Source organism: Vulcanococcus limneticus LL, from assembly GCF_943369875.1.
Taxonomy (GTDB): Bacteria; Cyanobacteriota; Cyanobacteriia; order PCC-6307; family Cyanobiaceae; genus Vulcanococcus; species Vulcanococcus limneticus_A.
This window is the reverse complement of sequence record NZ_CALROT020000009.1, coordinates 155,656-181,295: the sequence shown is the minus strand read 5'-3', so window position 1 is coordinate 181,295 and position 25,640 is coordinate 155,656. Positions and strand designations below refer to the sequence as shown.

At 69.8% G+C, this 25,640-nt stretch carries 27 protein-coding genes; 15 read left to right on the top strand and 12 right to left on the bottom strand.

The window, feature by feature from the left end; genetic code table 11:
* The coding region (locus tag ACLV7J_RS11660; RefSeq protein ID WP_411869258.1) for a cadherin-like domain-containing protein at positions 1-2,894 on the top strand (2,894 nt) is incomplete at its 5' end.
* Here ACLV7J_RS11660 and ACLV7J_RS11655 read toward each other — a convergent pair.
* Positions 2,819-4,126, bottom strand: a complete 1,308-nt coding sequence (locus tag ACLV7J_RS11655; RefSeq protein WP_411869257.1) for a glycosyltransferase family 4 protein — start codon at positions 4,124-4,126, stop codon at positions 2,819-2,821. The two genes, ACLV7J_RS11660 and ACLV7J_RS11655, sit on opposite strands and share 76 nt — an antisense overlap.
* 122 nt (positions 4,127-4,248) lie before the next feature.
* On the opposite strand from ACLV7J_RS11655, the gene ACLV7J_RS11650 reads away from it, so the two are divergent.
* The 3 genes from ACLV7J_RS11650 (at position 4,249) to ACLV7J_RS11640 (ending at position 5,783) form a co-directional block, all read left to right on the top strand.
* Positions 4,249-4,425, top strand: coding sequence for a hypothetical protein (locus tag ACLV7J_RS11650; RefSeq protein ID WP_411869256.1), 177 nt, complete (start codon positions 4,249-4,251; stop codon positions 4,423-4,425).
* A 216-nt stretch (positions 4,426-4,641) separates the two neighbouring features.
* Positions 4,642-5,172, top strand: coding sequence for a hypothetical protein (locus tag ACLV7J_RS11645; RefSeq protein ID WP_411869255.1), 531 nt, complete (start codon positions 4,642-4,644; stop codon positions 5,170-5,172).
* The gene (locus ACLV7J_RS11640) at positions 5,169-5,783 is read left to right on the top strand and encodes a hypothetical protein (protein WP_411869254.1); all 615 of its coding nucleotides are present in this window, start codon (positions 5,169-5,171) and stop codon (positions 5,781-5,783) included. The genes ACLV7J_RS11645 and ACLV7J_RS11640 overlap by 4 nt, the downstream gene beginning before the upstream one ends.
* A 96-nt stretch (positions 5,784-5,879) precedes the next feature.
* Here ACLV7J_RS11640 and ACLV7J_RS11635 read toward each other — a convergent pair whose 3' ends face one another.
* The 4 genes from ACLV7J_RS11635 to ACLV7J_RS11620 form a co-directional block, all read right to left on the bottom strand.
* Complete coding sequence (locus ACLV7J_RS11635) at positions 5,880-7,226, bottom strand: S41 family peptidase (protein ID WP_411869253.1); 1,347 nt, start codon at positions 7,224-7,226, stop codon at positions 5,880-5,882.
* A 154-nt stretch (positions 7,227-7,380) separates the two neighbouring features.
* Positions 7,381-8,631, bottom strand: a complete 1,251-nt coding sequence (gene ispG / locus ACLV7J_RS11630) for a (E)-4-hydroxy-3-methylbut-2-enyl-diphosphate synthase (protein ID WP_411869252.1) — start codon at positions 8,629-8,631, stop codon at positions 7,381-7,383.
* 77 nt (positions 8,632-8,708) lie between these two features.
* Entirely contained in the window at positions 8,709-9,338 is a 630-nt protein-coding gene (locus ACLV7J_RS11625; RefSeq protein ID WP_411869268.1) for a uracil-DNA glycosylase, read from the bottom strand.
* Between the two features lie 181 nt (positions 9,339-9,519).
* Positions 9,520-9,900: a VOC family protein gene (locus tag ACLV7J_RS11620; RefSeq protein WP_411869251.1), complete on the bottom strand. Its 381-nt coding sequence runs from the start codon at positions 9,898-9,900 to the stop codon at positions 9,520-9,522.
* 154 nt (positions 9,901-10,054) lie between these two features.
* Here ACLV7J_RS11620 and ACLV7J_RS11615 point away from each other — a divergent pair, with 154 nt between their 5' ends.
* The 7 genes from ACLV7J_RS11615 to ACLV7J_RS11585 all read left to right on the top strand — a co-directional run bounded on the left by ACLV7J_RS11615 (position 10,055) and on the right by ACLV7J_RS11585 (position 16,871).
* Positions 10,055-11,233, top strand: a complete 1,179-nt coding sequence (locus ACLV7J_RS11615) for a pyridoxal phosphate-dependent aminotransferase (RefSeq protein WP_411869250.1) — start codon at positions 10,055-10,057, stop codon at positions 11,231-11,233.
* A 53-nt stretch (positions 11,234-11,286) separates the two neighbouring features.
* A complete protein-coding gene (locus ACLV7J_RS11610) occupies positions 11,287-12,258 on the top strand; it encodes a putative selenate ABC transporter substrate-binding protein (protein ID WP_411869249.1) in 972 nt (323 codons plus the stop codon).
* A gap of 130 nt (positions 12,259-12,388) precedes the next feature.
* A complete protein-coding gene (locus tag ACLV7J_RS11605) occupies positions 12,389-12,622 on the top strand; it encodes a hypothetical protein (RefSeq protein WP_411869248.1) in 234 nt (77 codons plus the stop codon).
* A 136-nt stretch (positions 12,623-12,758) separates the two neighbouring features.
* The gene (locus ACLV7J_RS11600; RefSeq protein WP_411869247.1) at positions 12,759-13,547 is read left to right on the top strand and encodes a phosphonate ABC transporter ATP-binding protein; all 789 of its coding nucleotides are present in this window, start codon (positions 12,759-12,761) and stop codon (positions 13,545-13,547) included.
* A 2-nt stretch (positions 13,548-13,549) separates the two neighbouring features.
* Positions 13,550-15,094 (top strand): PhnE/PtxC family ABC transporter permease, encoded by a 1,545-nt coding sequence (locus ACLV7J_RS11595; protein WP_411869267.1) that lies wholly within the window; start codon positions 13,550-13,552, stop codon positions 15,092-15,094.
* Positions 15,095-15,128: 34 nt separating this feature from the next.
* Positions 15,129-15,806: a GDSL-type esterase/lipase family protein gene (locus ACLV7J_RS11590; protein ID WP_411869246.1), complete on the top strand. Its 678-nt coding sequence runs from the start codon at positions 15,129-15,131 to the stop codon at positions 15,804-15,806.
* Between the two features lie 141 nt (positions 15,807-15,947).
* Positions 15,948-16,871 carry a sigma-70 family RNA polymerase sigma factor gene (locus ACLV7J_RS11585; RefSeq protein WP_411869245.1) on the top strand — a complete coding sequence of 308 codons (924 nt, stop codon included), beginning with the start codon at positions 15,948-15,950 and terminating at the stop codon, positions 16,869-16,871.
* Here the strand turns inward: ACLV7J_RS11585 and ACLV7J_RS11580 are convergent, their stop codons facing one another.
* Positions 16,872-17,636 carry a TIGR00297 family protein gene (locus ACLV7J_RS11580; RefSeq protein ID WP_411869244.1) on the bottom strand — a complete coding sequence of 255 codons (765 nt, stop codon included), beginning with the start codon at positions 17,634-17,636 and terminating at the stop codon, positions 16,872-16,874.
* Between the two features lie 132 nt (positions 17,637-17,768).
* Between ACLV7J_RS11580 and ACLV7J_RS11575 the strand changes: the two genes are divergently transcribed.
* Positions 17,769-18,176: a hypothetical protein gene (locus ACLV7J_RS11575; RefSeq protein ID WP_411869243.1), complete on the top strand. Its 408-nt coding sequence runs from the start codon at positions 17,769-17,771 to the stop codon at positions 18,174-18,176.
* A 3-nt stretch (positions 18,177-18,179) separates the two neighbouring features.
* On the opposite strand, the gene ACLV7J_RS11570 is transcribed toward ACLV7J_RS11575, so the two are convergent.
* Together ACLV7J_RS11570 and ACLV7J_RS11565 are read right to left on the bottom strand one after the other, a co-directional pair.
* Positions 18,180-19,019, bottom strand: coding sequence for an RsmE family RNA methyltransferase (locus ACLV7J_RS11570; RefSeq protein WP_411869242.1), 840 nt, complete (start codon positions 19,017-19,019; stop codon positions 18,180-18,182).
* Positions 19,020-19,022: 3 nt separating this feature from the next.
* Positions 19,023-19,481: a DUF3531 family protein gene (locus ACLV7J_RS11565; protein WP_411869241.1), complete on the bottom strand. Its 459-nt coding sequence runs from the start codon at positions 19,479-19,481 to the stop codon at positions 19,023-19,025.
* Between the two features lie 93 nt (positions 19,482-19,574).
* On the opposite strand from ACLV7J_RS11565, the gene ACLV7J_RS11560 reads away from it, so the two are divergent.
* Together ACLV7J_RS11560 and hslO are read left to right on the top strand one after the other, a co-directional pair.
* A complete protein-coding gene (locus ACLV7J_RS11560; RefSeq protein ID WP_411869240.1) occupies positions 19,575-20,210 on the top strand; it encodes an ABC transporter ATP-binding protein in 636 nt (211 codons plus the stop codon).
* 32 nt (positions 20,211-20,242) lie between these two features.
* Complete coding sequence (gene hslO, locus ACLV7J_RS11555; protein ID WP_411869239.1) at positions 20,243-21,157, top strand: Hsp33 family molecular chaperone HslO; 915 nt, start codon at positions 20,243-20,245, stop codon at positions 21,155-21,157.
* A gap of 42 nt (positions 21,158-21,199) precedes the next feature.
* On the opposite strand, the gene ACLV7J_RS11550 is transcribed toward hslO, so the two are convergent.
* The 4 genes from ACLV7J_RS11550 to ACLV7J_RS11535 all read right to left on the bottom strand — a co-directional run bounded on the left by ACLV7J_RS11550 (position 21,200) and on the right by ACLV7J_RS11535 (position 24,430).
* Entirely contained in the window at positions 21,200-21,910 is a 711-nt protein-coding gene (locus ACLV7J_RS11550; protein WP_411869238.1) for a CPP1-like family protein, read from the bottom strand.
* Between the two features lie 50 nt (positions 21,911-21,960).
* Entirely contained in the window at positions 21,961-22,239 is a 279-nt protein-coding gene (locus tag ACLV7J_RS11545; RefSeq protein ID WP_411869237.1) for a hypothetical protein, read from the bottom strand.
* A gap of 80 nt (positions 22,240-22,319) precedes the next feature.
* A complete protein-coding gene (locus ACLV7J_RS11540) occupies positions 22,320-23,960 on the bottom strand; it encodes a peptide chain release factor 3 (protein ID WP_411869236.1) in 1,641 nt (546 codons plus the stop codon).
* Positions 23,961-24,013: 53 nt separating this feature from the next.
* A complete protein-coding gene (locus ACLV7J_RS11535) occupies positions 24,014-24,430 on the bottom strand; it encodes a DoxX family protein (RefSeq protein WP_411869235.1) in 417 nt (138 codons plus the stop codon).
* An 87-nt stretch (positions 24,431-24,517) separates the two neighbouring features.
* Between ACLV7J_RS11535 and corA the strand changes: the two genes are divergently transcribed.
* The gene (gene corA / locus ACLV7J_RS11530) at positions 24,518-25,633 is read left to right on the top strand and encodes a magnesium/cobalt transporter CorA (protein WP_411869234.1); all 1,116 of its coding nucleotides are present in this window, start codon (positions 24,518-24,520) and stop codon (positions 25,631-25,633) included.
* The last annotated feature ends 7 nt before the right edge of the window (positions 25,634-25,640 follow it).

Genomic DNA, 25,640 nt, shown 5'->3' with positions numbered 1-25,640 from the left:
GTGTTCTTCAACTAGCCATTGCCGGCGGCTCTGGTCGTGATCGGTTCGTATTGACCGCTCTCCAGTACAAAGCCACTCAGGCCTCCCTCAACTTCAGGACAGACACCAGCGGCAACTACACCACCATTACTGGTAAGCCAATTGAAATCACAGACTTTGAAGCTGGTCGCATTGACAGTGACTTGATAGACATCTCAGACCTCATGCAGAACGGAGCAACTAACTACAACGGTGCAAATCCATTCAAAACAGGCCATTTAGCCATTGAGCAGGTTGGTATAGATACACATCTTAAGTTCGATACCAATGGAGGTGGAGAAAACTTTGTAACCCTAGCTGTTCTACGCAATCTTCAATCAACCGAGCTCGTCGCAAGCAATTTCTCGCCCCTGTTCGGCACACCCAATGGCGACGTGATGAGTGGGCTCAGCGGTGGTGGCCGAGTTGAGGGAATTGAGGGTAGCGATGTGATGCTTGGCATCAGCCTGACCAGAGATCAGCTCAACAACCTAGGAGAGCTTCTCCCTGAAATCACACGCTCATCTCAACGCACGAATGCTGCTCTCGATCTGGATGGCGGTAGCGGCAATGACACATTGGTCAGTGGATCGGGGAACGACACACTGACTTCTGGCAATGGCAACGATGTTGTGGATGCTGGAGCGGGTGATGACCTGTTTCTGAACAGTGATGAAATCGGTGACGATGTCTATGATGGTGGAAACGGCAGCGATACTGCATCGTTTGCTGGTGATTCTTCCAAATATGCACTCGCATGGGACGGAGATGAGATCCTGGTATCTAGCGGCACTGGTGGCAGCCGCCTGAAGAACATTGAAATTCTTCAGTTCGATAACCAATCAGGTGATATCAGAAGTTTCAGCCAGCTCAATCGCAACCCATTCCTGAGCGGTACATCAACCTCATTGCCTTCATGGACTGAAGACACCGCGATCATAATTACCCAGGACCAGCTGTTGGCTGGCTACAGCGATCTAGATGGTGATTCCCTTTCTGTCACAGATATCGGTGCAACCAATGCCACCATCAGTATTGGTAGTGGAGGGAGTGTCACCGTCACGCCAAATGCCAACGTCAATGGCCCCATTCTCCTTGCCTACACGGTCACCGACGGCCGTGGTAGTGGTACCTCTGCATCCCTTGTCATCAACATCCTGCCCGTTGATGATGCGGCGACAGGCACTCTCACCATCGCCGGAATGGCCGCAGAAGGGGGCTCCCTCATCGGGTCTCTCAATGGTGCCAACGATGTTGATGGTGTCATCACCAGCACATCGTTCCAATGGCAGGAACTCATTGGGGGCAGCTGGGCTGGCATAGCCGAGCAAAGCGCTTCCGCACTTGTCATTCCGACTGATCAAAGCTTCGTCGGCAAGACCATACGCCTCGTCGTGACGACAATTGATTCTCTCGGCGGAGTCACCGTGTTCTCAGGTGCCGAACAGACCATAGCCAATGTCAACGACGCGCCCACCGGCGTCGTGACCATTGCAGGCACTGCGGCCGAGGGGGAAGTCCTCACCGCTTCCAACAACCTGGCCGATAGCGATGGTATCGGAATCATTAACTACCGGTGGAACGCCAATGGGCTTGAGATTTCAGGCGCGAATGGCAACACCTATGCCCTATCAGCTAGCGATATCGGCAAGACCATTACTGTGACCGCCACTTACACTGATGCTTACGGCCAGGCTGAATCCGTAACTTCCGCGGCAACCACTGCCGTTGCCCCTGCTGGGGACACGAATCCCCCTGGCCTGAGCAGCATCAGCGTCAGCGGTAGCGCTGTCAGGGTCACGTTCACCGAGGCTCTAGCCACCTCAGGATTGCCACTAACGTCCGCAATTGCGGTGCAGACCGTCAGCGGGACCGGCACCACCTCCCCTCGCACCGTCAGCACGGTGACGCTCGACAGTACGGACGCATCGGGGCGGACTCTTCTTCTCACTCTCAGTGGATCGGCCCCGGCCTCCAATGTCGATCTACGCGTCTCCTACACCGATCCCACGGGGAACCAGCTCACAAGTGTGCTGCAAGATCAGGCCGGCAACGACGTGCTCAGCTTCACCAATGCTTACGCGACAGCGTTCTCTTCCTCAAGCTCCGTTACTTCTCTGGCTGCTCAATATCAAAATTTAACCCTCACAGGCACCTCCGCCATCAACGGCACCGGTAATGCCAATAACAACACCATCACCGGCACTAGTGCCGCCAACAGTCTCAATGGTGGTCTTGGCGTCGACACCCTCATCGGCGGCAGCGGCAATGACACGTACATCCTTGACAGCACCACTGACACGATCTCCGAACTGGTTGGAGGCGGCACCGACACCATCCAGAGCTCGGTGACCTTCTCCCTTGCCACCATCGCCCAGGTTGAAAACCTCACCCTCAGCGGCACCACTGCCATCAACGGCACCGGCAACGCCCTGGCCAATATCCTCACTGGCAACATCGCCGCGAACAGCCTTGCGGGCGGCGATGGCAACGATACCCTGATCGGAGTTGGCGGCAACGACAGCCTTACCGGTGGAGCAGGCAGCGACAGTTTCCGGTTCACCACAGCACCCAACGCCAGCACCAACCGCGACCTGATCACCGATTTCATCTCCGGTGCCGACAAGCTGTCGTTTAGCAAGGCGGTCTATGCAGGCTTCAGCAACTCCGCCACAGCCATCACCAGCACCCAGTTCCGCAGCGGTGCTGGCGTCACCTCCGCCAACAGCACGGCGCAGCGCTTCATCTACAACACCACAACCGGATCCCTCTACTACGACAGAGATGGCAGTAGTACCACCTACAACCCTATCGAAGTTGCCCTGCTCGGTGCCTCCACATCCCTGACTTTCAGCGACTTTGTGCTCACGGCCTGATCCGCAGCTTCTCGGGCCAACCGATCCACCAACGCCAACTGTTTCGGCAGGCACACCGTCTTGAGGTCGTAGCCGGCCACAACATCACGACGGGCCGTCTCGCCCAGGGACCGATAGGCAGCTGGATCGGTTAGCACCTCCGCGATCTGCTGGGCTATGGCTTCGAGATCGAAGAAGTCCACCAGCAGGCCGTTCTCGCCAGCGCGGATCACCTCCTGCACCGGCGGCGTCGCCGAGCCAATCACCACGGCACCACAGGCCATGGCCTCGAGCAGACTCCAACTGAGCACAAACGGGTACGTGAGGTACACGTGACAAGCCGCCACCCGGAACAGGTCGTGCAGCACCGCATGGGGCACCTGCCCCACGAAATGAATGCGGCGCAGGTCCAGCTGGCCAGCCAGCTCCTGCAAGAGCACCTTTTTCCAGCTGACTCCTCGTGGCGGTGGGCTGCCGTAGCTCACTCCCTCCGCCCCGACAATCACCACATGCGCCTTGGGACGCAGTTTCTGCAGCTGCGGCAACATCCGCATGAACACATGAAAGCCGCGATAGGGCTCCAGGTTGCGGGCCACAAAGCTGATCACCTCATCCCCCGCCTCAAAGCTGAGCCCCGCTTTCTGCAGGCTGATCGATGAATCTTTCCTGGGCCCAATGCGCTGGGTGTCGATACCTTCGTGGATGACGCTGATCCGCTCGCGGAATTCCGCCGGTGCGGTTGATGCCTGCCATGCAGTGGGGGCCATGCCCCAGTCGAGGTCGTGGAAGGCAAGCAGCTGCGGTGCTCGCTTCAGGCGCAGGCGGGTGCGATCCGACCAACCAGTGCGGCTGAACTCCGGATCGAAGTCCACATCACCGCCCTCCATCTGATAGATGAATTCCACGTGATGCAGCACAGGTACCCCCGGCAGAAGATCCTTCACTGCCAGCAGTTCCCCCCAGCCGGGATGGCCAACCACCAGATCGGGCCGCAGGCCCTGACTGATCAGTTTCTCCAGCAGGAGGGCCACTGCCTCGGCACGCAGCAGCTTCACCTGAAAATCGGCGGCCCAGTGATGGCAAGTCGGCACCTCACCCCTCGCCATCGGGTCATAGCGGTGCAGTGGCACCCCTGGAAGCGCCACGGCCGTCGGGCCACCGATAGCCAGCACCTGATCACCTCGGTCCCGCAAGGCCTCGGCCAGATGGGGGTACTGCCCTGGAAAGTTCTGGTGGATGAACAGAACCTGCATGAAGGGCAGATCGAGGACTGAACAAGTGAACTCTGGCGGCTACAGCACGCGCAGGAGCCCCGAGAGCCCACAGACCCCGCAAACATCCGTTACGATCCTAAGAAGTTCTGTTAAGGGCAACCATGGGTGAGGTGATCGATCTGGGGAGCGGCCTTGAGGGCGGCTTCGGTCTGATCTCGGCCCTGGTGAGCGTTCTGGCCCTCGGCGTCTACGCCCTCACCCAGGGCGACACCGGCAACGACGACGACGACTCCACCCCCGGTGGCGGCCTCATGCAGCCGGTGGGCGGCGCAGCCTGAGTCCGGTCCGGTCACAGTTGGTCACACCCCCAACTGGGATCGGTTGTCCCGATCCGAGCGGGCACCAACAGGCTGGAGAGACGACCCCTCCACCCCGTGGACCGCTCCGCGACCACTTCTCCCGATCGCCCATCCCCAGGGGCCAGGCCTGCCTTGGCCAGCCAGGCGAGGGTTTCTTTTTCGTGGCGTGCTCTTGCGTGCCGCCTTGTTCCTGCGGTGCTGCTGCTCGCCCCGGCGCCTGCCGTCCAGGCCAGTGATCCCACCTGGCAGGCGATCGACCAGTTGCGGCTGCTGCTGAGCCGTTCCGGCGTTCGGGTGCTGCAGCGCGATTGCGGGCAGCGGGGCCTGCAGGGGCTCTACCACCACGGCAGTGACACGATCGTGGTCTGCCGCGTGCACCAGGACCCGGCGGCCGTGTGGAACACCCTGGCCCATGAGGCCACCCACCGGATGCAGGCCTGTCGCGGTGGCTCCCTCACCGATCCGCGCCACCACGCCGGCATGGTCCGCGCCCTGGCGAAGCGGGCACCGGCTGATCTGAGCTCCCTGCGCCTCTATCCGGCCCGTGAGCAGCTCGGCGAGCTGGAGGCCCGCTACACCGCCCAGCTTCCGCCCGCCCAAGTGCTGCAGCTGTTCGAGCGCTACTGCGGCAACGGCACCCGGCTGGCCGGCGAGGGCCGTCTGGCCCGATCGGCCCTGCAGCGTCCTGCCTCAGGCCTCGCCCTCCCACCCCCCAGCCAGCCATGAACAACCTCCTGCTCTCCCTCGCCATGGCCTTCCTGGGCCAGGGCGGCGGCTTCGCTCCCGGCCTGGGCCTCGGCATGCCCGGGCTGACCCAAGGCATGCCCGGCCTGGGTTTCGGGGGCTCCGGTTTCGGGGCCCCAGGGCGAGGTCTGCGGGGACTCGGTCTGCCAGGACTCGGTGGAAGCGGCTATGGCCGTGGCTACGCCCCGGCTCCCTACCAGCCTGCCCCTGGCCTGGGTGGGTCGTCGGACAGCCTGCCGGTCACCACCCTGGCGGTGGTGCAGTGCCTCTACGACAACGGCAGCATCGACGGCGCCCAGGCCCGCGGCCTGATCCAGCAGCAGGGGATGCGGCGCGGCTGGGCCCAGGGCTGGGAGGCGGGCATCGCGCCCCGGCAGGTGGGCCAGCTGATCGGCAGCGCCGGTGGGTGCCAGCCCTTGCTGGCCCAGGTCGGCCGCAGCGGCAGCCGTATCGCCTTAGGCCCGGCTGCCCCTTCCCTGCCGGGCTATGGCCGCCCCACCACGATCCAGGTGCTGCCGATCGGCCCAGGCCGCCGCAGCCAGCCGCCGCTCTCCAGTGAAAGTGAGGGGTTCGGTCTGGCTCCCTATCGTTGAGGGGGTAGTGCTGAGGGCAGCTCCAGTGGGCTGCCCCTCAGGAGCGAAGATCCTCCTCGCCCCGGGCGTTCTGCCGAACCGGCCAGCCGATCCTGCTCAGGGCTTGGCCAGGGCTGCCGGCAGGTTGGCGCTGTTGGGGTTGTAGGGCTGGCTGGCGGTGGCGGCGCTGCGCAGCTGCTTGAGCAGGGTGGATTCGGCCACGCGGTACTGGCTGTCCCGCTTGGTGCCCAGGTCCTCCAGCTTCAGCTTCTGGGCTTCGGCCTCACTCAGCTTGGCCGCCACGTCCGGGTCGATGCCGTGCTTATGGATGTCGCGGCCGCTGGGGGTGAGGTACTTGGCGATGGTCACGGTCATGCCGGAGCCATCGGAGAGCCCCCGCACCGATTGCACCAGGCCCTTGCCGAAGGTCTTCTGACCCACCAGCACGGCCCGCTTGTTGTCCTGCAGGGCCCCCGAGAGGATCTCACTGGCGCTGGCGGAGCCCTCGTTCACCAGGATCACCAGGGGGCGCTTGGTGAGGGCGCGGCCGTTGGCGCGCTTGGTGTCCTGGATGCCGTCGCGGGTCTTGGTGGACACGATGATCCCCTCATCCAGCCACTGGCGGGCGATGGCGATGCTGGCCATCAGCAGGCCGCCTGGGTTGCTGCGCAGGTCGAGCACGTAGCCCTGCACCTGCTTGCCCTCCAGATCCTTCACCGCCGCCGCCATGTCCTTGGCGGCATTGGCGTTGAACTGCTTGAGGCGGATGTAGCCGACCTTGGTGCCATCGCCGCTGGTGTTCACCTGGTGTTCCACCGCGTGCAGCTCGATCCGCTCGCGGGTCAGCGGCGTGTCGAGCACCTTGCCGGCGCGCCGCAGCTGGATCGTCACCTTGGTGCCGGCCTGGCCGCGGATCAGTTTCACCGCGTCCTCGGTGCTCATCCCCTTGGTGCTCTTGCCGTCGATCGACACGATCACGTCCTTCGGCATCACGCCGGCCCGGGAGGCGGGGGAGCCCTCGATCGGCGACACCACCACCAGCTCCTTGGTGTCCTTGTCGAGGCTCAGCTGGATGCCCACCCCGGAGAGTTCCCCGGAGGTGTCGATCTGCATCTCCTTGAATTCCCGCGGATCGAGGAAGCGGGTGTAGGGATCATCCAGGGTGGCGAGCATGCCCCGGATCGCCTCGTAGCTCTCCTTGGTGCTGCCGTAGCTCTTGGCCAGCAGGTCCTTGCGCAGGGTGCGCCAGCGGTCGGTGGTGTACTTGCCGGTGGTGTCGAGATAGTCGCGGAAGACGATCTGCCACGCCTGATCCATCACCTCCTTGGGGCTGTCGCTCACCAGGGAGGCGACGCCGGGGGAGGCCATCAGATCGCTGCCCAGGATGGCGGAGGCGGCAAACGTACCTGCCCCCACCAGCACCCACACACCGGTGCGATGTCTAGCGGTGTGACGCCTGGCCATGCGGCGAACTCCTGGTGCCCAAGGGGTTGTGCTTCAAGCTAGCCCCTGCGCGATGAGTGGGAGACGGAGGAGAACCGAATCCGTCGGCACAGCGTCACACGGCTCAGGGGCCTGGTGAGGCCATGGGCTCAGCGGCCTGCTCAGCCCATGGGCTTCAGGGATCGACCCAGCGGCCGTCCTCCTTGATCAGGGCGATCAGGGCCTGGACGCCCTCGGCCTCCGGCACCCGCCGGATCTCGTCGCGGCCGCGGTAGAGAGAGATCACGCCGGGGGTCTTGCCCACGTAGCCGTAGTCGGCATCGGCCATCTCACCGGGGCCGTTGACGATGCAGCCCATCACGGCGATGTCCAGACCCGTGAGGTGGGCGGTGGCGTTCCGCACCGTGTGCAGCACCTCCTCGAGGTTGAACAGGGTGCGGCCGCAGCTGGGGCAGGCCACGTATTCCACCATCGTCTTGCGCAGCCCCAGGGCCTGCAGGATCGAGTAGCAGACCGGGATCTCCTTCTCCGGCGCCTCCGTGAGCGAGACGCGGATCGTGTCCCCCAGGCCCTCGGCCAGCAGGGTGGCGATGCCGGCGGTGCTCTTGATGCGGCCGTAGTCGCCGTCGCCGGCCTCGGTCACGCCCAGGTGCAGGGGGTAGTGGAAGCCCTCGGCGTCCATGCGGTCGGCCATCATCCGGTAGGCGGCCAGCATCACGGGGGCGCGGGAGGCCTTCATCGACACCACGATGTTGTGGAAGTCGAGGCGGTCGCAGATGTGGATGAACTCCATGGCGCTCTCCACCATCCCCAGGGGGGTGTCGCCATAGGTGAACAGCATGCGCTCGGCCAGGGAGCCGTGGTTCACGCCGATGCGCAGGCCCTTGTCCTGCTCCTTGAGCAGGCTCACCAGGGGTTCCAGGGTGGCCTGGATGCGCTCGCCGATCGCCGCCACCTCCTCGGGGGTGAATTCGGTGCGGCTGGGATCCGGCTTGTCGAACACATAGAGGCCCGGGTTGATCCGCACCTTGTCGACGTGCTGGGCTACCTCCAGGGCGATCTTCATGCCGTTGTGGTGGACGTCCGCCACCAGCGGCACCGCCCGGTAGCTGTCCTCGAGGCGCTGGCGGATCTCCTTCACCGCCTTGGCGTGGGCCAGGCTCGGCACCGTGAGCCGCACGATCTCGCAGCCGGCCTCGTGCAGCCGGCGGATGCCGGCGGTGGCGCCCTCGATGTCGAGGGTGTCCTCGTTGATCATCGACTGCACCACCACCGGGTGCTCGCTGCCGACCCACACGTCGCCCACGCGCACGCTGCGGGTCTTGCGGCGGCGGATGACGGTGTCGTAGCGGGGGTTCTGGGCCCAGTCGGGGGTGGCCGGAGCGGCGGCGGCAGGGCTGTCGGTGCGTGCCGGGGCGGCGGTCATCGCTGGGGGGCCGGGAGACGCCGCAAGCCTGTCACAGACTGTGGGTCAACTGGCTGGCGGGGCCGCGCCCCGGGGGCTCAGGGCGCACCGGCGTCGCCGGCCTCCAGCTGGGCCAGGCGCCGGCGCACGTCCTGCAGGTCCTGCCAGGTGAGCCATTTGGGGCTGCCCCGCTCCCGCGAGGCGTTGCGCAGCAGATAGGACGGGTGGAACACCGGCATCAGCCAGCGGCCTTCCCACTGGCGCCACTGGCCCCGCAGCTTGGTGATGCCGCCCTTGATGCCGAGCACCCCCTCCACGGCGGTGGCGCCGGCCAGCAGCACCACCTGGGGCTGCACCAGCGCGATCTGGCGCCGCAGGAAGGGCAGGCAGGCGGCCATCTCCAGGGCGGTGGGCTTGCGGTTCTCCGGCGGCCGGCACTTCACCACGTTGGCGATGTAGGCGTCGCGGTTGCTGTCGAGCCCGACGCTCTCGAGCATCCGGTCCAGCAGCTGGCCCGCCTTGCCCACGAAGGGCGAGCCGCTGGCGTCCTCCTGGGCGCCGGGCCCCTCGCCGATCACCATCAGCCGGGCCCGGGGGTTGCCGCGGCTCACCACCACCTGCTGGCGGCCGGCCGCCAGGCCGCAGCCGCGGCAGGCGTCGCAGCTGGCGGCGAGCTCCGCCAGGGCCCGGTCGCGGGCCGCGGGATCCAGGACTCCGGACGCCGCCATGGAGCTGCCGTCAGTCAGGGCCTGGCCGCCCAGGGCAGCGCCGCCAGGGGCCGTGCCCGTGCCGTCCGGGAGCAGATCAAACAGGCTTGCCTCACTCACCTCGGGCCTGGCTGCTGGGCGGGCCCGTGATCCTATGGAGCCCCAGCCCGCCGCCGCTGCGTCCAGCGGCGGGGGGACCGCCTCAGGCCGCCACCAGCAGCAGCAGCCGGTTGCCCTCGGGATCCGCCAGCCAGGCCTCCCAGCCGAAGGGTTCCTGGCGCGGCCCCTCCAGCAGTCGGGCGCCGGCGGCTTCGGCCTCGGCGATCCAGGCCGCCAGCGTGGTGCCGCCGTCGGGGCCGGCCGGGCGCTGCAGGGCCAGGGCCAGACGCCCCTCCTGGCGGGGCCGGGGGCGGGAGCGGGCGGGGGCATAGATCTCCAGCCGCCCACCGGCGGGCAGGCCCACGAGCCAGTGGCTGGGCCCCTGGCCCGCGACGGGCGGCTGGTGCAGCAGGGCGCCGTAGAAGGCGGCCAGACCGGCCGGATCATCCGCCGCCAGCACCCAGCGGCAGGAGGGGGCGTCCAAGGGGATGGCGCAGGGCGTCCGAACTCTGCCGTTACCAGGCCGGGCCCGGATCCGCCGAACGGTCCGCCCTGTGACGAAGACCGGCCGGGGGGTAAGGCAGGATGACCCCCAGTCCTGGTTCCCCCTTGGGGTGCCGCCGCCCGTCGCTGCACCGATGCCGCGCCCGTTGCCGCTCTCTGCCCGGGCAGAAGCTCTGCAGCCCTCCCTGACCCTGGCCATCGCCGCCCGCGCCAAGGCCCTCAGGGCCGAGGGGCAGGACATCTGCAGCCTCAGCGCCGGCGAGCCGGACTTCGACACCCCGGCCTTCATCCGCCAGGCCGCCGCCGAGGCCCTCGAAACCGGCCACACCCGCTACGGGCCCGCCGCCGGCGAGCCCGCGCTGCGCGCCGCCATCGCCGAGAAGCTCACCCACGAGAACGGCGCCCCCACCACCGCCGAGCAGGTGCTGGTGACCAACGGCGGCAAGCAGGCGCTCTACAACCTGTTCCAGGTGCTGCTCGGCCCCGGCGACGAGCTGCTGCTGCCGTCCCCCTTCTGGCTCAGCTACCCGGAGATGGCCCAGCTGGCCGGCGCCTCGGTGCGGCTGATCCCCAGCTCGGCCGCCGAGGGCTTCCGCCTCGACCCGCAGCGGCTGGAGGCCGCCATCACCCCCGCCAGCAAGCTGTTGGTGCTCAACAGCCCCTCCAACCCCACCGGCATGGTGCTCAGCCGGCCGGAGCTGGAGGCGATCGCCGCGGTGCTGCGCCGCCACCCCCAGGTGGCGGTGGTGTGCGACGAGATCTACGAATTCCTGCTGGCCCCCGGCCATGAGCACCACAGCTTCGCGGCGGTGGCCCCGGATCTGGCCGATCGGGTGTTCATCGTCAACGGCTTTGCCAAGGGCTGGGCGATGACCGGCTGGCGCATCGGCTGGCTGGCGGGCCCGAAGCACGTGGTGGCCGCCGCCAGCGCCCTGCAGAGCCAGAGCACCAGCAACGTGTGCAGCTTTGCCCAGTACGGCGCCCTGGCGGCCGTGAGCGGCCCGCGCGACTGCGTGCACGCCATGGCCGCCCAGTTCGACGAGCGCCGCGCCCTGCTCTCCGATGGCCTGCGGGCCCTGCCGGGCCTGCAGCTGCTGCCGCCGGAGGGGGCCTTCTACGCCTTCCCGGATGTGAGCGCCAGCGGCCTGGACTCGATGACCTTCTGCAACCGGCTGCTGGAGGAGCAGGGCCTGGCGACGGTGCCCGGTGGCGCCTTCGGCGACGACCGCTGCATCCGCCTCTCCTGCGCGGCGGCTCCGGCCACGATCCAGGACGGCCTGGGGCGGATGCGCCGCTTCCTGGAGAGCCTCTGACCAGGGGGCATCCCTCGACAGCCACAATCCGGGGGTCTCTTCCCCCTGCGGCGATGGTCCGTTTCCTCTGCTCCGCGCTCCGCCGAGAACGCTCGGCCGCCGTGCTGGCCGGCCTCGGCCTGGCCCTGCTGCCGGCGGCCCTCCCCTCCCTTCCCAGCGGCGCCCCGGGCCCGCTGCCGGCCGCCCGGGCCCAGCAGAAGGCCCCCCAGAAGCTGCTGCGCATCGGCGCCATCCCCGACCAGAAGCCCGAGAAGCTCAACCGGCTCTACCCGCTGGTGGCCAATGAGCTGAGCAGGCAGCTGGGCGTGCCGGTGAAGTACCTGCCGGTGACCGACTACACCGCCGCCGTGACCGCCTTCCGCACCGGCGACCTGGATCTGGTGTGGTTCGGCGGACTGACCGGCGTGCAGGCGCGGCTGCAGAAGCCCGGCGCCCGGGTGCTGGCCCAGCGCGACATCGACGCCAGCTTCCACAGCATCTTCATCGCCAACGCGAAGAGCGGCCTCAAGCCGGTCACGGGCGTGCAGGGCCTGACCCAGCTCAAGGGCAAGCGCTTCACCTTCGGATCGGAGAGTTCCACCTCCGGTCGCCTGATGCCCGAATACTTCCTGGGCAAGGCCGGCGTGAAGACCTCCGACTTCCGCGGCGGCACGGCGGGTTTCAGCGGCAGCCATGACGCCACCATCGCCCTGGTGGCCAGCGGCGCCTACGACGCCGGCGCCGTGAACGAGCAGGTGTGGCGCACGAGCCTGCACGACGGCAAGGCCAAGCGCGACAAGGTGATCGCCATCTGGAAGACCCCCGGCTATCAGGACTACCACTGGATCGCCCAGCCCGACCTGGATCGGCGCTTCGGCAAGGGCTTCACCGCCAGGGTGAAGGGCGCGATCCTCAGCTGGCGCCCCAGCAACCCGGAGCAGAAGCAGATCCTGGGGCTGTTCGGTGCCCAGCAGTTCACCGGCGCCGATGCCAAGGCCTACGGCCAGATCGAGCAGGTGGGCCGCCAGATCGGCAAGATCCGCTGAGTGCACGGGCGTCGGCTGTCGGCGGCGGTGCGCCGCGGCGGTCGGCGGCCGCTGACAGGCACGGCGGGCTCCGGCGCACGGGGTCCGCGATCTCCTGCACAATCAACGGCGAAGGGCGCCGGCTGAGCCGATGGATCTGCTGATCGATCTGGTGCTGTTGCTGGCCGGCTTCGTGCTGTGGATGCGCAGCAGCAGCGAGGGCGATGACGTCTGGTCGCTGTTCCTGCGGGTGCTGGTCTGCCTCGATCTGGCCTTCCTCGCCGTCGGCAACGGCCAGCTGCTGCTGGAACTGCCGCTGCTGGCCCTCGCCCTGGCCCTGCCCTCGGTGCGGCGGCTGGAGCAGCGGGAGCGGGAGGTGCGATGAATCCCCGCGGTCCCGATCTGCTCGAGGTGGTTCTGGTGGCGCTGATCCTGGTGCTGGTGGTGTTCCGGCTCACCCACGTGTAGCCCGACGGGCAGGATGGCTCCACTCCGGTTCCCCCCTGCCTCCCGCCCGCGCCATGGCCGTCCCGCCCGAGCCCGGCCCCCTGGGCCCGGGATTGCCCTGCGTTCCGGTGCTGGAGCTGCAGTCCGTCACGGTGGCGGGACGGGGCCGACCGCGGCTGGATGCCGTGTCGCTGCGGGTGGGGCCCGGTGAGCGGGTGGCGCTGCTAGGCCCCAGCGGCGCCGGCAAGAGCACGCTGCTGGCGGTGGCCAATGGCCTGCTGCGGCCCAGTGCCGGCGTCGTGCGCTGGCAGGGGGCGCCGCCGGCCCGATCCGCCCGGGCCCGTCGCCTGCAGCAGGCCCGCATCGGCACCCTCTGGCAGGACCTGCGCCTGATCGAGGAGCTCACGGTGCAGCAGAACCTCAATGCCGCGCGCCTGGCGGTGTGGGGCTGGCCGAAGGCCCTGCTCAACCTGCTGCTGCCCCTGGAGACCGCCGCCTGCCGCGAGGCCCTGGCGCGGATGGACCTGGATCCGGCCCTGCTGGCCCAGCCGGTGTCCGCCCTCTCGGGGGGCCAGCGCCAGCGGGTGGCGATCGCCCGGGTGCTGCGCCAGGAGCCCCAGCTGCTGCTGGCCGATGAGCCCCTGGCCAGCCTCGATCCCCGCCTGGCGACGGATCTGCTGGCCCTGCTGCTGCGCCAGGCCGAGGCGCCACGGGCCCTGCTGCTGAGCCTGCACCGCCCCGACCTGCTGGCCGGCTTTGATCGGGTGATCGGCCTGCGGGCCGGCCGGATCCAGTTCGATGGGCCGGTGGCAGCCGTGGGGGACGCGGCCCTGGCGGAGCTCTACGGCAGCGAGGTGCCGTGAGGGTGCGGTTGGCGCCGCCGCTGCTGCTGCTGGCGCCGGCCCTGGTGCTCTTGCCGATCGCCCTGGCCCTGCCGGGCCTGCTGCATGGCGGCGGCTGGGACCTGGTGGGCCAGTTCCTGCTGGCGGCCGTGCGGCCCTCCCGCGATCCCCTGGTCCTGGCCTCGGCGCTCCAGGGCCTGGCGGTGACCGCTGGCATGGCCCTGCTGGGCTGGACCGCCAGCCTGGTGCTGGGGCTGCTGCTGGGGCTGGCCAGCTCCCGCACCCTCTGGCACACCCTGGCGGGGACCCCCTGGCCCGCCCAGCTGCTGCGGCGCCTGCTGGCGATCCCCCGCTCCATCCACGAGCTGATCTGGGGCCTGCTGCTGCTGCAGGTGCTGGGCCTGCAGCCGGCCGTGGCCGTGCTGGCGATCGCCATTCCCTTCGGCGCCCTGGTGGCCCGGGTGGTGAGCGACCTGCTCGATGCCCTGCCCACCACGGGGCTGGAGGCCCTGCGGGCCGGCGGTGCCCCGGGTCCGGCGGCCCTGCTCACGGCCCTCGGTCCACCGCTGCTGCCCGGCGTGATCAGCTACGGCGGCTACCGGCTGGAGTGCGCCCTGCGCAGCGCCACCCTGCTGGGGGTGTTCGGGCTCGGGGGCCTCGGCACGGACCTCAAGCTCACCCTGCAGTCGCTGCAGTTCGATGAGCTCTGGACGGGCCTGTGGCTGTTGCTGGCGCTGATGCTGCTGCTGGAGGCCGGCATCGGCCTGCTGCGGCGCCGCTGGGGCATGCCCCAGCGCCTGGGGCTGGCGTCCGCTGGCGTGGGCCGCAGTGGCCGCGAGCTGCTGCTGGCCCTGCTGCTGCTGATCCCCCTGGTGCTGGCGGTGGCCAAGGGCCTGGAGGTGACCCCCCTGGCCCTGCTGCACTGGCAGCCACTGCCGCCCCTGCCCGCCGGCGGCTGGGAGGTGGCCCTGGCCCTGCCCTGGCCGGGCCTGGTGGGCAACACCCTGCTGCTCACCCTGCTGGCTGCCGGCCTGGCGGTGGGGCTGGCGCCGCTGCTGTTGCTGCTGGTGGCCCCCTGGCCCTGGGGCCGGCTGCTGCTGCGGCTGGCCTGGGCCCTGGGCCGCCTCTGGCCGCCGCCCCTCACGGCCCTGCTGCTGCTGCTGGTGCTCCAGCCCGGGGTGGTGACGGCGGCCCTGGCTCTGGGCTACCACAACCTGGGCATCCTGGGCCGGCTGCTGCTGGAGGCGAGCGAGGCCGCTGGCCCCGAGCGCCAGCAGGCCCTGGCCTCGGCGGGGGCGGGTCCGCGGCTGGCGCTGCTCTACGGGCGCTTCAGCGGCCTGGCCCGCTCCTACCTGGCCTACGGCGCCTACCGGGCCGATGTGATCCTGCGGGAAACGGTGGTGGTGGGCCTGGTGGGGGCCGCGGGCCTGGGCAGCCAGCTGCTGGAGACCCTCAGCGCCTTCGCCTGGGATCAATTGCTGGCCCTGCTGGCGGTCTACGCCCTGCTGACCCTGCTGGGGGAGGATCTCAGCGACCGGGCCCGCCGCCGCCTGCTGGCGTCCGCCTGAGGTCCCCTCCGTTCCCAGTCGTCCCCTGCCGCCCATGCCCCTGGCCATTCCCCGCAAGCTGATCGTGCTGGGGGACAGCGGCGTCTACGGCTGGGGTGATCCCGACGAGGGCGGCTGGTGCGAGCGGTTGCGGCGCCACTGGATGGGCCTGCCCGAGGGGCCGGTGCTCTACCCCCTGGGGGTGCGGGGCGACGGTCTGGAGCGGGTGGCGGCGCGGCTGGCGGCGGAGGTGGGCTGCCGCGGCGAGCTGCGGCGGCAGCGGCCCCACGGGATCCTGCTGGCGGTGGGCCTGAACGACACGGCCCGGGTGGGCCGTCCGGACGGCCGCCCCCAGCTGGCCGAGGACGCCTTCCTGTTCGGCCTGCAGCAGCTGCTGCGGGAGGCCCGCACGATCGCGCCGGTGCTGGTGCTGGGGCTGACGCCGGTGGTGGAGGAGGTGATGCCCTACGCCGAGGTGCTCTGGTACGGCCTGCAGGCCGTGCGCCGCTACGAGGGGCTGATCGAGGAGGCCTGCCTGGAGGCCGATGTGCCGTTCCTGCCGCTGGTGGACCAGCTGCTGGCCGATCCCGTCTGGCCCCAGTGGCTGAGCGGCGACGGGCTGCACCTCAACGGCGAGGGCCACCGGGCCGTGTACGAGCGGGTGCGGCGCTGGCCGGCCCTGCTGGAGTGGGCCGGCCTGCAGCCGCTCCTGGCGGCGACCCCCCTGGCCTGAGGGAACGGCCGGGGCCGGCGGGCGGCTCCCGCTGGGCTGTGGGCCTGTCCCCCGAACGGGGGAGGGGAATTCCCCTGCCGGCGGGAGGAGCCGATGGGACCACCGCGCTGACGCTGAATCTGAGGTTTCCCAGATCCGGCCATGCCGTCCTCCCGCACCGCCACCGCCGCCAGCCCCGAACCGCAACGGAACGCGGGTCGCCCCTGGCCCCGCCCGCAATCCCCCAGCGGCCAGCACCGGCCGGCTCCTGAGCGAGGCCCCCGCGCGGGCGGTGCCGCCCCGGCCCACCGCCACAACGCCCAGCAACTGGCGGCCTACGGCGGCAGCCGTTGCCCGCGACTGCGCAACCGGGTGGTGAGCGCCAACCTTGGCCTGGTGCGCCAGATCGCCCGGCGGGAGGCCGCCCGCTGTGCCATCCCCTTCGAGGACCTGCTCCAGGAGGGCAGCATCGGCCTGATCCGTGCCGTGGAGGTCTTTGATGGCCGCCGCGGCGCGGCCCTGAGCAGCGTGGCCGTTCCCTACGTCCGCGGCCGGATCCGTCAGCACGTGCGCGACCGTGGCTGTCTGGTGCGCGGCTGCCGCGGCCTTCGGGAGCTGCACCACCGCGGTCTGCGGCTGCAGCAGGAGCGCCTGCATCGCGGTGCCCCCGCCCTCTCCGACGTCGCCATGGCCGAGGCCCTCGGCTGCACGCCCGCCCGCTGGCGGGAAGCCCTGGGGCAGGCCCGGGCCCAGCGGCTGGGAAGCCTCGATCAGCCACTGGACGCCAACGCGCCGGCTGCAGGTGGGGGTGCCGGAGGCGGGGCCCTGGACGGACTGGTGGATCCGCGCAGCGCCGGTGATCCCCTCGACGGCCTCCAGGCCGAGGAGCAGCATCGGCTGCTGCGGCGCCAACTGGCTGCCCTCGACCCCCAGCAGCGTGCGCTGGTGCTCGGGAGAGTCCTGGAGCAGTGCTCCTGGCGGGAGCTGGGGCGTCGGCTGGGCACCAGCGCCCGGGTGGCCCAGCGCCGCTTCGAGGCTCTGCTGAGCCAGTTGCGGCTGGAGCTGGCCCCCCGGTTCGCGAGCTAGCTAGGCCAGCAGCAGGGCCTGGGCCAGACCCATGGCCAGCAGGGCGGCGATCAGGGTCTGCAGCGCGTTCACCAGCTCATTGCTGAGCCAGGCCAGGCGTGGCTGCAGTACCGCGCCGACCAGGCTTTCGATCAGGGTGGCCACCAGCCCCACTCCCGCCACCAGCAGCCAGGGCTGCCAGCCCTGCAGCAGCCCCAGCTGCAGCAGCACCAGGGCCATCAGGGCACTGCCGGCGGCGCTGGCGGCGGTGCCCTCCAGGCTGATGGCCCCCTCGGTGCCGGGCGGCACGGGGCGCAGGCTGGTGATCAGCAGCGTGTGGCGGCCCCAGCGCTTGCCGATCTCACTGCCGCAGGTGTCGGCCAGCTTGGCGGCGAAGCTGGCACTGAAGCCGATCAGCAGCAGCGTCACCGGCGCCGAGGGCAGCGTGGTGAGCAGGGCCAGGGCCGCGCCGGTGGCGGCCGAGCCCCAGACGTTCTCCGGGCCGCGCCGACCACCCCGCGCCTCCGCCAGACCCAGCTCCTGCTTGCGCCGGTAGCCGAGCCTGGTCACCAGGGAGCCCAGGGCCAGGTAGAGCACCACCGCCAGCCAGCCCCGCCAGCCCAGGCTGCCCCAGAGCAGCGTGCCGAGGATGCCGGCATGCACCCAGCCCGAGCGGGTGAGCAGCGGCAGCCGCTGGGCCAGGGCGATCAGCACGGCATTGAGCAGCAGGGCCAGCAGCCAGCCCTGGAGGCGCTCCGGCGAGGCCAGCACCATCAGCTCCAGCATCGGGGGTGGCGAACGCGAGGGACCCCAGCTCAACACGGCGGCGGACCAGCTCTGTTGCACAGCCCTAAGCCGAGCCCGTCTGGGGCGCTGCGGCGGCGGATAATCGGGCCCACCGCCTCGACTGCCGGCGCCATGGTCTTCAACCGAAAGGGCTCGTTCTTTCTGAAACTCGACGACGAGGCCCCCGAGCAGCCGGTCGCCGTCGCCCCCGTGGCGGCCGCCCCCGCCGCCGAGACACCGGCCAAGGGTGCCGCTCAGCCCGCCATTGCCGTCCAGGCCACCAGCGCTGTCAAGGTCGCCCCTGACGCAGCGGCCCCCGCTGCCGCCGCTGCCGCGGAGACGGGCCCGGTGCTGACAACGGCCGAGGCCATCGCCGCCGAGCTGCGGGCTGCCCAGGCGAACCGCCCGGCCCCCAGCACCGCCACCTTCGCCCCCGATTGCCTCACCCCCGGCAGCGCCCTGCCGATGCGCCGCCGCCGGGCCGGCGCCAACCTGGCGGAGTTCAAGGCCGTCGCCGGCAGCCTGCTCGGCAAGAAGTGAGCCTCAGCACCCCCAGCGCCTGGTCCGCCAGGTGCTGAGGCGGGCCAGCCCCGCCACCGCGGCGGTGGAGCTGCGCAGGATCTGGGGCCCCAGGCTCACCGGTCGCCAGCCGCTGGCCTCCGCCAGCCGTTCCTCTTCGGGGCTCCAGCCCCCCTCGGGCCCGCAGGCCAGCCAGAGGGCAGCTGGAGCGCGCTTCTCTGCTCCAGCCCCTCGGGTCTCGACGGCGGAGCCCGCCAGGGGGAACGCCTCCTCCAGCACCGCCTCCAGGGCCGGCAGCGCCCCACGGCGGGTGGTGGTGAACAGCCTTAGCGATTGTCCGCCCGCGCCAGGCGTCGATCCCGCCGCCGCGTCCCTGCACTCCGGGCTGGCCAGATCCTGGCGGGCGGGCCGTGGCTCCGCGATCTCCGGCAGCCACAGCCGCTCGCACTGCTCCGCCGCCTCCCGGGCGATCGTTCGCCAGCGCTCGGCCTTGAGGCCCCCCAGCACGGCGCCGTGGTCCGCGAGCCAGGGCACCAGCCGGTCGGCCCCCAGCTCCACGGCCATGCGCACCACCAGGTCGTAGTCGCGCTTCACCACCGCCGCCGCCAGCACCAGCTGGGGCGCCGGGGCCGCCAGGCGCTGCAGCGGCTCCGTCAGGGGTTGCTGCAGCCGCGCCCAGTCGCGCTCCTCCAGCACCGCCTCCCAGAGGCCGCCCGCCCCGTCGGTTACGGCGAAGCCATCGCCGGGGCCGTAGCGCAGCACCCGCGTGAGGTAGCGGCTCTCCTCCGCGGTGAGCTCCAGCCGCGGTGCCTGCCGCGCCAGCCGCTCGGGCGCGATCAGGAGCCGGCGCCGTTCGCGGGCCATGGCTCAGGCGTCCGGGTCGTCGAGGGGGAACAGGCTGTCGGGGTGCTGCTCCACGGGCCAGTCGTCGTTGACGCCGCCGATCAGCAGTTCCTGGATCTCCACCACGTCGCTGTTGAGCTGGTTGAGGCTGTTGATCAGCACGTCGAGGGCCACCCCATCGCTGGTGCCCAGGTCCACCCAGCAGCGGGCCCAGTCGGCCTGGTACTCCATCACGCCCATGTTGTGCATCAGGGCCGGCAGGGCCCGCTCGGCGCCCTCGCCGTCGTAGGCCATCCAGCTCACGTCGGCCCCCTCCTCGTGCACCTGCAGGTTTTCGGCGTTGAAGCCGCCGAGCTTGCCGAGGAAGAACCAGCTGTCGAACAGCGTCTCCACGTAGCTCCGCTCGCCCTGGCCCGGGGGCGCCGCGAAGCGCAGCCAGATCCAGCAGTTGAAGGGATCGAACTCGCGGAAGCGGATCTCCATGGGGGGCGATGCGGCGGTGGGCCCATCCAACATGCTGGGGCCACCCCCGGGCCAGCCCGGGAGGGCCAGCCTCGGCCCGATCCGGCCTCCCCCATGCTCGAGCTGCAATCCCTCCACTACCAGGCGGCCACCGCGCCGGAGCCGGTGCTGCGCGGCGCCAGCCTCACCCTGGAGCCGGGCCAGCCGTCGCTGGTGGCGGGCCGCAGCGGCAGCGGCAAGACCACCCTGCTGGAGCTGATCAGCGGCCTGGCCGACCCCCAGCGCGGCGCCATCCTCTGGAACGGCTCACCCCTCAACGCCCGTCAGCGCCGCTGGCTCTGCGGCCTGGTGTTCCAGTTCCCCGAGCGCCATTTCCTCGGGCTCACGGTGGGCCAGGAGCTCAAGCTCGGCCAGCGGCGCCTGGCCAGCGAGCAGATCGAGCGGGTGCTGGCCCAGGTGGGTCTGGCGGGTCTGCCGCTGCAGCAGGCGCCGGAGCGGCTCAGCGGCGGCCAGCAGCGGCGCCTGGCCCTGGCGGTGCAGCTGCTGCGCGATCCGAAGGTGCTGCTGCTCGATGAGCCCACCGCCGGCCTCGACTGGTCGGTGCGGGGCGAGGTGCTGCAGCTGCTCAACCAGCTCAGCCGCGAGCGGGTGCTGCTGGTGGTGACCCACGAGCCCGAACTGTTCGAGGGTGTGGTGGACCGCCGCCGCGCCTGGCGCCTGGAGCAGGGCACGCTCCGTACGATGCCCTGAGTTGTGGCCCGGCGGGCAGGGAAGACACGGGCATGGCCGATCAACTGGTACGCGCCACCGCCGCCGGGGGCGGCATCCGCCTGGTGGCCGTGAGCACCACCACCACCCTGCGCTACGCCCGGCGCCGGCACGAGCTCTCCTTTCTCACCACGGCCCTGCTGGGTCGGGCGATGACGGCCGGCCTGCTGCTGGCCAGCTCGATGAAGGTGCGCCATGGCCGCGTGAATGTGCGCATCGCCTCCGATGGGCCGGTGCGGGGGCTGATGGTGGATGCGGGCCGCGACGGCAGCGTGCGCGGCTACGTGGGCAACCCCGGCCTCGAACTGGATCTGGTGACGGAAGCGGACGGCCTGCACCACTTCGACTTCAAGGCCGCCACCGGCACCGGCTACCTGCATGTGGTGCGTGACCTGGGGGAAGGGGAGCCGTTCAGCTCCACCGTGGAGCTGGTGAGCGGCGGCATCGGCGACGACGTGGCCTCCTACCTGCTGCACTCCGAGCAGACCCCCTCGGCGGTGTTCGTGGGCGAGCAGATCGACAGCCACGGCGTGCGCTGCGCCGGCGGCGTGCTGGTGCAGGTGCTGCCCAAGGCGGCCCGCGAGCCGGCCCTGGTGGCCCTGCTGGAGGACCGCTGCCGCGAGATCCGCGGCTTCAGCAGCCGCCTGGCGGAGTGCCAGGGCAACCTGCAGGCCCTGCTGGAGGACATCTTCCCCGACCTGGATCCCCAGCTGCTGGAGGACGCCGAGGCCAAGACCGAGGTCAAGTTCCACTGCCCCTGCAGCCGCCGCCGCAGCGTCAATGCCCTCAAGCTGCTGGGCCAGGTGGAGCTGGGCGAGATCCTGCGGGAGGACGGCAAGGCGGAACTTACCTGCCACTTCTGCAACGAGGTCTACACCGTGGAAGCCGCCGAGCTGGAGGAGCTGATCGCCGAGCTGGCGGCAGCCTGAGCCGGCGCGGAGTTGCCGCGGCTCGGGCGCGGTCCGGGCGGCTCAGGCGATCAGCAGCGCCCCCAGCAGCAGCAGCAGGATCGCTGGCAGGCTCTGCACCTGCTGCGGCGACAGCGGCAGGCCCAGGGGCAGGGCCGGATCGAGCAGCTGCAGCACCAGGCCACCCACCAGCAGACCCAGGCTGAGCAGCAGCACGCTCCAGCCCACCGCCGCCAGCAGGCGGCCACTGCGCCGCTGCAGGTTCACGACCGTCACGCCCGTGGCCAGGGCCAACACCAGTTCCGCCGAGGCGGCGGGGGCGAACAGCAGCAGCGCCAGCAGGGCGCCATGGCCGGCCAGGGGGAACCAGCGCTCGCGGCCTTCGGCCAGGGCGACGCGCGGCAGGCTCAGCTTGGGGGGCTGGAAGGCGGGGCGACCCAGGGACGGCAGCGAGGGCAGCGCCGGCAGGGCCGGGCGCGTGGGGGGAGTGGCCAGGGCCGGGCGGGTGGCCTCCCGCTGGGAGGCGCTGCGGGCGGCGCTGCTCACCTTGCCCTGCTGGCGCTCCTTGAGCCGGTCCATCAGCACGGCGTCGTAGGCGGCCTCGATGCGGGCCTTGGCCTGGGGGTCATCGCCCAGCTCCGCCAGCCGGGCCTGCTTGGCCTCCTGCACGGCATCGAAGCTGGCCTCAGGGCTGATGCCCAGGCGCTCGTAGGGCGACGGCTGGTCGCCGCCGGCGCGATCGGCGAAGGGATCGGATCCGGCTCCCTGGTTCATGCCTGGCCCCTCGGGCAGCGCGTGCTGTCCCGAGCGTAGGGAGCCGCGGCTCAGAACAGCGGTTCGCTGTGGCGATAGCCACCTTGCTGCAGGCGGCGGCACTGCAGTTCGGCCTCCTCGCTCGGCAGCCATTGGCGGCGCTTGAGCAGGGGCATCTGCGGGGGCAGGTGGGTGCCCTCGCGCATCTCCACCTGATCGGCGCCAGCGCCGGACTGGTCGGCGATGGGGCTGCCGCCATGGACGGCGGCGCGGCTGGCCGCCGGCTGGAAACTCACGTAATCGCTGCCGCCGTCGGCGCGAGGCCGAACGAGCCAGAGAGGTCGGGCCATCGGGATGACAGGTGCTGTGACCTTTCGTTGCAAACGATTCTGGCGGAACCGCTCGCTCGCCGTGGCTCTAGATCTGCGGCTCAGAGCGCGATCGGCTCCACCCCACTCACCACCGGCGCCACGGCACTCAGCTCCAGCTCCGGGTGGTCCTCGGCCAGCTGCCCCAGGTTCCAGTCGTTCTTGAACAGCAGCACCGGCCGGTCCCAGGCATCGCGCACGGTCTTGCAGTTGAAGATGCGCCCCACCTGCTCCAGGGCCGGCCAGCCGCCCACCACCCAGCGGGCCACCGAGAAGCCCAGGGGCTCGATGCGCGTCTGTACGCCGTATTCATTCTCAAGCCGGTATTGCACCACCTCCAGCTGCAGCTGGCCCACCGCCGCCAGGATCGGATCGCGCTTGCTCTGGTCGGTGTCGTAGAGGATCTGCACGGCACCCTCTTCGCGCAGTTCGTTCACCCCCTTGCGGAAACTCTTGAAGGCCGAGGGGTTGGGATTGCGCAGCCAGGCGAAGATCTCCGGGCTGAAGCAGGGAATGCCCTCGTACTCCACTTTCGGCCCCACATACAGGGTGTCGCCGATGGCGAACATGCCCGGGTTGTTGAGGCCGATCACATCGCCGGGGTAGGCATCGTCCACCACCTCGCGGTCCTGGCCGAACAGCTTCTGGGGGCGTGAGAGACGGATCGAGCGGCCGGTGCGGGCGTGCTGCACCGTCATGTCCTTCTCGAACTTGCCGCTGCACACCCGCACGAAGGCCACCCGGTCGCGGTGGCGGGGGTCCATGTTGGCCTGCAGCTTGAACACGAAGCCGCTGAAGCCCGGCCGCAGCGGATCCACCGGACCCTCGCTGCTGCTGCGGGCGATCGGTTTCTGGGCCAGCTCCAGGAAGGCATCGAGGAACGGCCGCACGCCGAAGTTGGTCATGGCCGAGCCGAAGAACACCGGACTGAGTTCACCGGCGTGCACCAGCTCCAGGTCAAGGTCGGCGCCGGCCCCATCCAGCAGCTCCAGTTCCTCCAGGGCTGCAGCCAGGAGGTCCGGCTCCACCAGCCCGCTGTCCGCAGCCTCCTCGGCCGAGAGGCGCCGCTCCTCGCTCTGGCGACCCCGTTCGGCCCGCTGGAACAGGATCACCTGCTTGCTGCGGCGGTCGATCACGCCGCGGAAGCGGTCGCCGCTGCCGATCGGCCAGTTCACAGGCCAGCAGGCCAGTCCCAGCTCCTGTTCGATCTCATCGAGCAGCTCGAGGGGCTCGCGCCCCGGCCGGTCCATCTTGTTGATGAAGGTGAAGATCGGGATGCGCCGCATCCGGCACACCTCGAACAGCTTTCGGGTCTGGGGTTCGAGGCCCTTGGCCGCGTCCTCGAGCATCACCGCGTTGTCGGCGGCGGCCAGGGTCCGGTAGGTGTCTTCGGAGAAGTCCTGGTGGCCGGGGGTGTCCAGCAGGTTGATCGTGCTGCCGCTGTAGTCGAACTGCAGCACGGTGGAGGTGATCGAGATGCCCCGCTGTTTCTCCAGCTCCATCCAGTCGGAGGTCACCTTGCGCTGCTCCCCCTTGGCCTTCACGGCGCCGGCCTGCTGGATCGCACCCCCGTAGAGCAGCAGTTTCTCGGTGAGGGTCGTCTTGCCCGCGTCCGGGTGGGAAATGATCGCGAAGTTGCGGCGGCGGCCCACGGCCTCGGCCAGGGAGGCGGCGTCGGGGAGGGTCTGGGTGGGGCTGGTCATGGGGCCAGCCTGCCAGGCCAGCCGCAGTGGCGCTGGGGCCGGCGGTGTCCGTGTCAGCGCCGGACGTCGGGGGCGTTGGCCACCAGCAGCAGGCCGCCGATGATCGCCACGTTCTTGAGCAGCTGGATGCGCTGCAGCGGATCGCCCACCTCGCCGTGGAAGATCAGGCTGGTGGGCACCAGGAACACCAGCAGCAGCACCGCCCCGAGCCGGCTGCGCCAGCCGCTGATCAGCAGGGCCGAGCCGGCGGTGAGCAGCACCACGGCGGCACCCAGCAGCAGGGAGGGAACGGGAAGCCCCTTCGCCGCGATCGTGGCGGCCACGGCGCTGAAGCCGCTGAGCTTGCCCACCAGCGCGTGCACGAACACCAGGCCGATCAGCACCCGGGCGATGGCGTCCACCAGGGGGTTGCCGGGGCGGAGGCCAGGGGGCTGCTGCGGCTGGGAGTCCCTGGGGCTGGTGTTGCGCATCGGAGCGGAACCACTGCAGGCCAGTCTGGGCGGTCCGTGGCCCCGCCAGCCGCCGCACCTAGCCTTGGCGCCAGGCGATGCGCGGCCATGCAAGTTTCAGACCTGCCGCCCTCCCCGCGGCGCCCCGGGTCGGGGTCCGCCAGGGTCCCCAGCCGCCGGATCGCCAGCAAGCTGGGCCTGGCTCCTGGCACCGCCGTGTTCATCGGCGAGCGCAAGCGCCAGAGCATCCGCATCGACCTGCTGGATTTCGACGCGGCCGTGGTTCACGAGGCCCACGACGTGAGCGTGGACGACTGCGCCGGCCACCGCGACACCGCCATGGTCACCTGGATCCAGGTCAACGGCATCCACGACATCGCCCTGATCGAAGCGCTGGCGGGCCGCTTTGGCCTGCACCCGATGACGATCGAGGACATCGTCAACACCACGCAGCGGCCCAAGTGCGAGGAGTTTCCGGACTACTGCTTCGTGGCCCTGAAGATGCTGGCCTACAGCCGTGCCAGCCGCAGCATTGTGGCCGAGCACGTGAGCCTGATCCTCGGGCCGAACTACGTGATCTCCTTCCTGGAGGATGAGGGCGATGTGTTCGACAGCGTGCGCAACCGCATCCGCAAGGCCCTCGGTCGGGTGCGCACCCTGGGGGCCGACTACCTGGCCTTCTGTCTGATGGATGCGGTGGTGGACCACTACTTCCTGGCCGTGGAGCAGATCGGCGATGAGATCGAGCTGTTCGATGAGCGGATCTTGATGGGCCCCAGACCCGGGGACATTCAGGAGATCCACCACTACAAGAGTGACCTGATCAAGCTGCGCAAGGCCGTCTGGCCCCTGCGGGAGGTGGTGGCTGCGATCAGCAAGAGTGAGTCCAGGCTGCTGCGGCCTGAGATCACGGTCTTCTGGCGGGACCTGTATGACCACATCGTGCAGGTGATCGACATGGTGGAGACCTCCCGGGACATCCTGGCCTCCCTGCACGACACCTACCTCTCGGGCCTGAGCAACCGCATGAATGAAGTGATGAAGGTGCTCACGATCATCTCCACGATCTTCATCCCCCTCACCTTCATCGTGGGTGTGTATGGCATGAACTTCAAGCACATGCCCGAGCTTGACTGGCTGCCTGGTTATTACGTGGTCTGGGCGGTGATGGTGGTCATTGCCATCGGTCTGTTCACCTACTTCAGGCGTCGCCACTGGATCTGAGCGGTCG

Bases quoted from the DNA above. Each gene is read 5' to 3' on its own strand.
- ACLV7J_RS11655 (WP_411869257.1), bottom strand. From the start codon at position 4,126: ATGCAGGTTCTGTTCATCCACCAGAACTTTCCAGGGCAGTACCCCCAT.
- ACLV7J_RS11650 (WP_411869256.1), top strand. From the start codon at position 4,249: ATGGGTGAGGTGATCGATCTGGGGAGCGGCCTTGAGGGCGGCTTCGGT.
- ACLV7J_RS11640 (WP_411869254.1), top strand. From the start codon at position 5,169: ATGAACAACCTCCTGCTCTCCCTCGCCATGGCCTTCCTGGGCCAGGGC.
- ACLV7J_RS11635 (WP_411869253.1), bottom strand. From the start codon at position 7,226: ATGGCCAGGCGTCACACCGCTAGACATCGCACCGGTGTGTGGGTGCTG.
- ispG (WP_411869252.1), bottom strand. From the start codon at position 8,631: ATGACCGCCGCCCCGGCACGCACCGACAGCCCTGCCGCCGCCGCTCCG.
- ACLV7J_RS11625 (WP_411869268.1), bottom strand. From the start codon at position 9,338: ATGGCGGCGTCCGGAGTCCTGGATCCCGCGGCCCGCGACCGGGCCCTG.
- ACLV7J_RS11615 (WP_411869250.1), top strand. From the start codon at position 10,055: ATGCCGCGCCCGTTGCCGCTCTCTGCCCGGGCAGAAGCTCTGCAGCCC.
- ACLV7J_RS11610 (WP_411869249.1), top strand. From the start codon at position 11,287: ATGGTCCGTTTCCTCTGCTCCGCGCTCCGCCGAGAACGCTCGGCCGCC.
- ACLV7J_RS11605 (WP_411869248.1), top strand. From the start codon at position 12,389: ATGGATCTGCTGATCGATCTGGTGCTGTTGCTGGCCGGCTTCGTGCTG.
- ACLV7J_RS11600 (WP_411869247.1), top strand. From the start codon at position 12,759: ATGGCCGTCCCGCCCGAGCCCGGCCCCCTGGGCCCGGGATTGCCCTGC.
- ACLV7J_RS11590 (WP_411869246.1), top strand. From the start codon at position 15,129: ATGCCCCTGGCCATTCCCCGCAAGCTGATCGTGCTGGGGGACAGCGGC.
- ACLV7J_RS11585 (WP_411869245.1), top strand. From the start codon at position 15,948: ATGCCGTCCTCCCGCACCGCCACCGCCGCCAGCCCCGAACCGCAACGG.
- ACLV7J_RS11580 (WP_411869244.1), bottom strand. From the start codon at position 17,636: ATGCTGGAGCTGATGGTGCTGGCCTCGCCGGAGCGCCTCCAGGGCTGG.
- ACLV7J_RS11575 (WP_411869243.1), top strand. From the start codon at position 17,769: ATGGTCTTCAACCGAAAGGGCTCGTTCTTTCTGAAACTCGACGACGAG.
- ACLV7J_RS11570 (WP_411869242.1), bottom strand. From the start codon at position 19,019: ATGGCCCGCGAACGGCGCCGGCTCCTGATCGCGCCCGAGCGGCTGGCG.
- ACLV7J_RS11565 (WP_411869241.1), bottom strand. From the start codon at position 19,481: ATGGAGATCCGCTTCCGCGAGTTCGATCCCTTCAACTGCTGGATCTGG.
- ACLV7J_RS11560 (WP_411869240.1), top strand. From the start codon at position 19,575: ATGCTCGAGCTGCAATCCCTCCACTACCAGGCGGCCACCGCGCCGGAG.
- hslO (WP_411869239.1), top strand. From the start codon at position 20,243: ATGGCCGATCAACTGGTACGCGCCACCGCCGCCGGGGGCGGCATCCGC.
- ACLV7J_RS11550 (WP_411869238.1), bottom strand. From the start codon at position 21,910: ATGAACCAGGGAGCCGGATCCGATCCCTTCGCCGATCGCGCCGGCGGC.
- ACLV7J_RS11545 (WP_411869237.1), bottom strand. From the start codon at position 22,239: ATGGCCCGACCTCTCTGGCTCGTTCGGCCTCGCGCCGACGGCGGCAGC.
- ACLV7J_RS11540 (WP_411869236.1), bottom strand. From the start codon at position 23,960: ATGACCAGCCCCACCCAGACCCTCCCCGACGCCGCCTCCCTGGCCGAG.
- ACLV7J_RS11535 (WP_411869235.1), bottom strand. From the start codon at position 24,430: ATGCGCAACACCAGCCCCAGGGACTCCCAGCCGCAGCAGCCCCCTGGC.
- corA (WP_411869234.1), top strand. From the start codon at position 24,518: ATGCAAGTTTCAGACCTGCCGCCCTCCCCGCGGCGCCCCGGGTCGGGG.